This window comes from Gemmatimonadota bacterium (genome assembly GCA_022560615.1).
In the GTDB taxonomy this organism is placed as follows: domain Bacteria; phylum Gemmatimonadota; class Gemmatimonadetes; order Longimicrobiales; family Gaopeijiaceae; genus UBA1138.
Genome location: JADFSR010000088.1, coordinates 1 through 4,995, shown reverse-complemented (window position 1 = coordinate 4,995; position 4,995 = coordinate 1). Strand labels below are relative to the sequence as shown.

At 63.5% G+C, this 4,995-nt stretch carries 5 protein-coding genes and 1 pseudogene; 3 read left to right on the top strand and 3 right to left on the bottom strand.

All coding sequences use genetic code 11. The features are described from left to right. Window positions 1–83: 83 nt before the first annotated feature. Window positions 84–1,178 (top strand): annotated as a pseudogene (locus IIB36_20250) (transposase). Window positions 1,179–1,569: 391 nt separating this feature from the next. Here the strand turns inward: IIB36_20250 and IIB36_20245 are convergent. The 3 genes from IIB36_20245 to IIB36_20235 all read right to left on the bottom strand — a co-directional run bounded on the left by IIB36_20245 (window position 1,570) and on the right by IIB36_20235 (window position 3,596). Beyond that, entirely contained in the window at window positions 1,570–2,421 is an 852-nt protein-coding gene (locus IIB36_20245) for a leucine-rich repeat domain-containing protein (GenBank protein MCH7534071.1), read from the bottom strand. A 301-nt stretch (window positions 2,422–2,722) separates the two neighbouring features. After that, the gene (locus IIB36_20240; protein MCH7534070.1) at window positions 2,723–3,001 is read right to left on the bottom strand and encodes a hypothetical protein; all 279 of its coding nucleotides are present in this window, start codon (window positions 2,999–3,001) and stop codon (window positions 2,723–2,725) included. Between the two features lie 199 nt (window positions 3,002–3,200). Further along, window positions 3,201–3,596 (bottom strand): hypothetical protein, encoded by a 396-nt coding sequence (locus IIB36_20235; GenBank protein MCH7534069.1) that lies wholly within the window; start codon window positions 3,594–3,596, stop codon window positions 3,201–3,203. A gap of 865 nt (window positions 3,597–4,461) precedes the next feature. On the opposite strand from IIB36_20235, the gene IIB36_20230 reads away from it, so the two are divergent. Then, complete coding sequence (locus IIB36_20230; protein ID MCH7534068.1) at window positions 4,462–4,611, top strand: phage integrase N-terminal SAM-like domain-containing protein; 150 nt, start codon at window positions 4,462–4,464, stop codon at window positions 4,609–4,611. 231 nt (window positions 4,612–4,842) lie between these two features. Beyond that, window positions 4,843–4,995, top strand: a 153-nt coding sequence (locus IIB36_20225; protein ID MCH7534067.1) for a hypothetical protein, incomplete at its 3' end; no start/stop codon positions are given.

Here is a 4,995-nt window from a genome sequence, read left to right as displayed (position 1 = left end):
CCTAGGAGCCCGTGGTAATAATCAACCGGACTGTGCTCGGCACTTGATATAGCGCATAAGATGCGTTATGTTACCCTATGGCTATGGGAAAGCGTAGGAAACGAGAACGGCAGGAGGAACTCTGGATCGCGTCGGACGCGATCGTGGAGGCACCGGGACACGCGTTCTATGAGCGACTGAACGAGTTGCTCGCACGGCACGGGTTCGATCGAGCGGTCGAGCATCTGTGCGGGCGTTTCTATAGGGGTGTTCGCGGGCGACCGAGCATGGCGCCGGGCGTGTATTTCCGGATGTTGTTGATCGGGTATTTCGAGGGACTGGATTCGGAGCGGGCGATCGCGTGGCGCGTGGCGGACTCGCTGAGCTTGAGGAAGTTCCTCGGCTACGGTCTGGACGAGAGGACGCCGGACCATTCGACGATCTCGCGGACGCGGCGCCTGTATTGGCTTTCGACGCACCGGGCGGTATTCCGGTGGGTGCTGAAGGTGTTGGTGGACGAGGGCCTGCTTCGAGGCAAGACGATCTCGATCGACGCGACGACTCTGGAGGCGAACGCCGCGCTACGGTCGATCGTGCGTCGGGACACGGGAGCGGAGTACGAGGAGTACCTTCGGCGGTTGGCCGAGGAGGCGGGTCTGGAGAGCCCGACACGGGAGGAGCTGGCTCGGTTCGACCGGAAGCGGAAGAAGAAGATGTCGAACCAGGAATGGACGCATCCACAGGATCCCGATGCGCGGATCACGAAGATGAAGGACGGGCGTACACATCTGGCGCACAAGGCAGAGCACGCGGTGGATCTCGACACCGGGGCGCTCATGGCGGTGACGCTGCAGCCGGCCGACGTGGGAGACACGACGACGATCTTCGAGACGCTGGAGGAAGCGCAGGCCGCGGCTGAAGAGCTGGGCATGGAGCCGATCAGGGAGGTGGTCGCGGACAAGGGCTATCACGGCAACGACGTGATGGTGCGGTTGGCCACGCAGGATGGGGTGAGGAGCTACGTGTCCGAGCCGGATCGAGGGCGCCGATGTTGGAAGGGCAAGCGAGAGCAGCAGCAGCGGGTGTACGCGAATCGCCGGCGGCTGCGGGGGAACCGTGGCAAGCGACTCCAGAAGAAGCGAGCCGAGTTGATCGAGCGCAGCTTCGCGCACACCTACGAGACGGGAGGCATGAGGCGCCTCTTCTTACGAGGCCGCGATAATGCCCTGAAGCGGCTGCTCGTGCACGACGCTGGCTTCAACCTCTCGCTGCTCCTGCGGACGGCACTCGGCGTCGGTACGCCACGCCAGGCAAGCAAACGGCTCTCGGACACTCTCTTTGCCCTCTTTTCTCGGCTCTCGAGCGCCCACACAGTCGCGATTACGCCCCTCAGACTATTTCGCGCTTCTATCGCCAGTCGCTTGGCGCCATCCGCTCCGATTCTTTCCGTCCCGTCCGTAGCTCGAATAAGCGCTTTCTGCCACGGGCTCCTAGGGCGAACAGCACGCTCACGATGATCACGCTCACGAAGCCCATGCTCCTGAAGGGCTGGCGCTCAACGTCGGCGCGGAGACGCCTACCAGCCGCACGTCATCCGCAGTCGGAGGTGACCACGACGCCTTTGGCCTGCAACAGAGCCACGTCCGTGCAACTCACGCTCGTGGACTGGAGCAGCACCGAACGCCCCGCGCCTAGACCTGCGTTGGCGATCAGAGGTTGAATGTCCGTGAGCGCTGGGTTGTCTTGCAGGTTGAGGACCGTCAGGCTCGTGAGCCCGCTGAGCGCGTTAATGTCGCTGATAGAGTCGTTGCGGAGGCCGAGGACCGTCAGGCTCGTGTGCCCGCTGAGCGCGCTGATGTCGGTGATCGGGTTCGAGCTGATGTAGAGTTGCCTAAGGCTCGTGAGCGCTCTCAGCGCACTGATATCCAAGATCGAGTTCGAGGCGAGGTTGAGGAATGTCAGGCCCGTGAGCGCACTAAGGGCGCTGATGTCGCTGATCGAGTTGCCGTCGAGGTGGAGGGTCGTCAGGCTTGTCAGCCCGCTCAGTGCGCTGATGTCGGTGATCGCAGCGTTTTGGAGGCGGAGTTCCGTCAGGGTGGTGAGCTCGCTCAACGCGCTGATGTCGGTGATCGAGTTGGTGTAGAGGTCGAGGATCGTTAGGCCCGTGAGATTCTGCATCCCCACCAGGCTTTCGATCCCGGCCCGAGGAGCAGTCAGTCCCGTCAGCCCAGCGACCAGATCGCAAGTGAGATCATCCTGGTCACTTATTGAGAGCGCAGCCCGGAGCCGGACCTCAAGGTTCGCATCCTCGAACGTCGCGATGGTCTCGTCGGGCTGGTCGCTGCAAAGCTCGTTGGGCCGAAGGACCTGCGCTTCGCCCGCAGACGGACTGGCGAGGACGAGCGTCAGGAGAAGGACCGAGGTGACACCAACGCTCTTCATCTCATTTCGCTCCTCGACACGGAAGGTCAGACAACCGTCGCCATCCCGCCCTCACCCAGTTCACGCTCGATGCGGTAGCGGCCTTCTAGGGCTGCGTTCAGGCGGGTGATACTCATGCTCCCAAGATGCGGCGCAGGTCAGGAGAGCGCGAGACGGCGGCGCCGGATGGAGAGCCGTTCGCGATGCCCTACTCGAACGTGAGACGCTGACGGGCGACGAGGTGCGCAGCGATCCTCGAAGACACTGCCGAAACTCCTGGACCCTCGTGGTCTCCATCGAAGGCGAGAGCTTGAATCAGGCGCTAGCCCGGCGGGCCGATGCCTCCGAAGGCGCTCACGACCGCGAACAACACCACGATGAAGGCTGCGGACAAGGCTACCATGACTGGGGCGGACAACAGGGGGAGGAGATCCCCTGGGAGGTTCGACGGGTTGATCGGCGCATCCTCGGGTTCCATCCATGCTACGCGCACGGTCCCGTCGAACTGCGCCGGACGGCGAGTGATGTTGCGAGCGCCCCGGCGATGCAGTTCTGCGAGGACCATGGGAAGGTCGCGCCGCAGGGTTCTTATCTGACCCATACGCTGACTCTCCACACCCGAGATGTGCGAGGTGATGCCCTGCAAACGAGCAAGGACTCCCCGCGCCCGGAGGCGGCACGCGATTGCTCGCCGTGGTGCCACGTAGGCCGGGACCCGTAGCCAATCATAAGACACGATGGCCGACCGGCGAAAGCCACGCAGGCGCCGTGGCCAACGGTACTACGTCCCCCGCAAACGGTCAGCCGCCCCCGGCCTCGACGTTCTTGAGCTGCACGACGATCACTTCAATGGGCTCGCTGCCCTTGTTCACATCTCCGTGCAGCTCACCCTCGGGGTCGATGTCGAGCCAATACGCGCTCCCGGTCTCCCATACCATGTCGCGCTCGTCACCGGCCTCGTTGACGAGGGTCAACGTTCCGCCCTTCACCGCGATAATCGCGCGGGGGTTGTCGTGGCGATGCATGCTGAGAGGCTGATTAGGCAGAATGATGGTCTTCCACACCTCGACATGCTCGTTCTCGAACTGGGGAACGCGGCGCGTCACCTCTTGCCCGGTGGCCTGCTCCTCGACGGCGGGCTGGCCGCACGCGGTGAGACTCGCGGTCAGCGCGATCCCGGCGACGATGGCTCTCATCTCGAATCTCCGATCTCGGATGGCGCCCTCACCGGAAGGAGGTCCGGCGAGTACGTCGGGATATTCTGCGCCGTACTGAGCCGGAAGGCGAGCCCTCGGTCCCAGACAGGCGGATCGAGGCCGAAGCCACTGACAACACCAACGGCAGCCCCAGCGCGAACAGCGCGCTCACGATGATCACGCTCACGAAGCCCATCGAGCGGACGAATGCCCGCCATTGATGCGTATCTGCGATCTCCCACTACGTGATCTGACGTATGATGCCGCAAACCGAATCGAGCGCATCTTCCTGGTTGACACTCGATGTGTGCCACACCCAGGAGGACTTCACGATGATGCCCAGAGTCTTTCTTTGGCCGGCGGTGGTCTTGTGGGAAGGACCTCCCAGACGACAACGAATTTGCGCGACGCTCCTTCTGGCCCTGGCAATGTCGCCCATCTATGCAGGTGGTCAGGTGGCGACGGGTGAAGCGTCATTGAGCGCGGACGCCCGTCCGTCTCGTGTGAGGGTCCTAGGGGGGAGCTTCCTGGGTGGCTTGGCCTTTTCAGGTGGAGTAGGCCTCGCGGTGTTTGCAGCCACAGGCGGTACGACCGATTGCTATGAAGGCGGGTGCCTCACGCTTAGTTTCGCCGCCCTGGCCTGGCCGGTAGGATCAGTCTGGGGCGCGGGGCGAGTCATGGGGAACGCGGGATTTCGGACTAGTTTCGTTAGGCTCACGGCGGTGTCAGTGCTGGGCACGGGACTCGCCATACTCTCGATGTTCGCCGTCGATCAGGCCCCCATAGGCGACCACGGTCCGCCAGATGCCGCTTATGTCATCGCCGGGTTAGATCGCGCGGTACTACGAGCGAATCGCCGGCGGATCTGAGCGCGGAGGAGGTCCGCGAGTACCTGCGGTACCTGAAGGATGATCGGGAGGTATCGCGTTCGGCGTTCGTGCAGGTGATCGCTGCGCTGCGGTTCCTCTACCGGTTCACGCTTGGACGGCCGGAGATGGTACCGAAGATGCCGTAGCGGCTCAGTCCAACTGAATCGTTTCCACACTCTCAGGTCCCTCGCTTCGCCACCTACACGCGCGTAGAGTGTGGAAACAATCCTTATTTGTTAGACTGCGACGGTCGGCGGAATTGATGGGCGAGGAGGCCAAAGGGTGACACGGTTTGAGTTCATCACGGTCCTACTGTACATGTCGTACGTCCCATGGCCTCCGCGTTGACCGGGCGGGCGCGGACCCGGCTCCGACGGATGAGGCGCGCGCTGGTTCGACTCGGCAAGATCGTGACCGTGGCCGTCGCGCTCGGGATCGCAGCCCAGTGCGCGATCCGGTACGTCGTCTTCCGGGCCGAGCTCCCGCCGGACTCCCGCGTCGGTGCCCGATTGTCCGCAGCCGGCGACGCG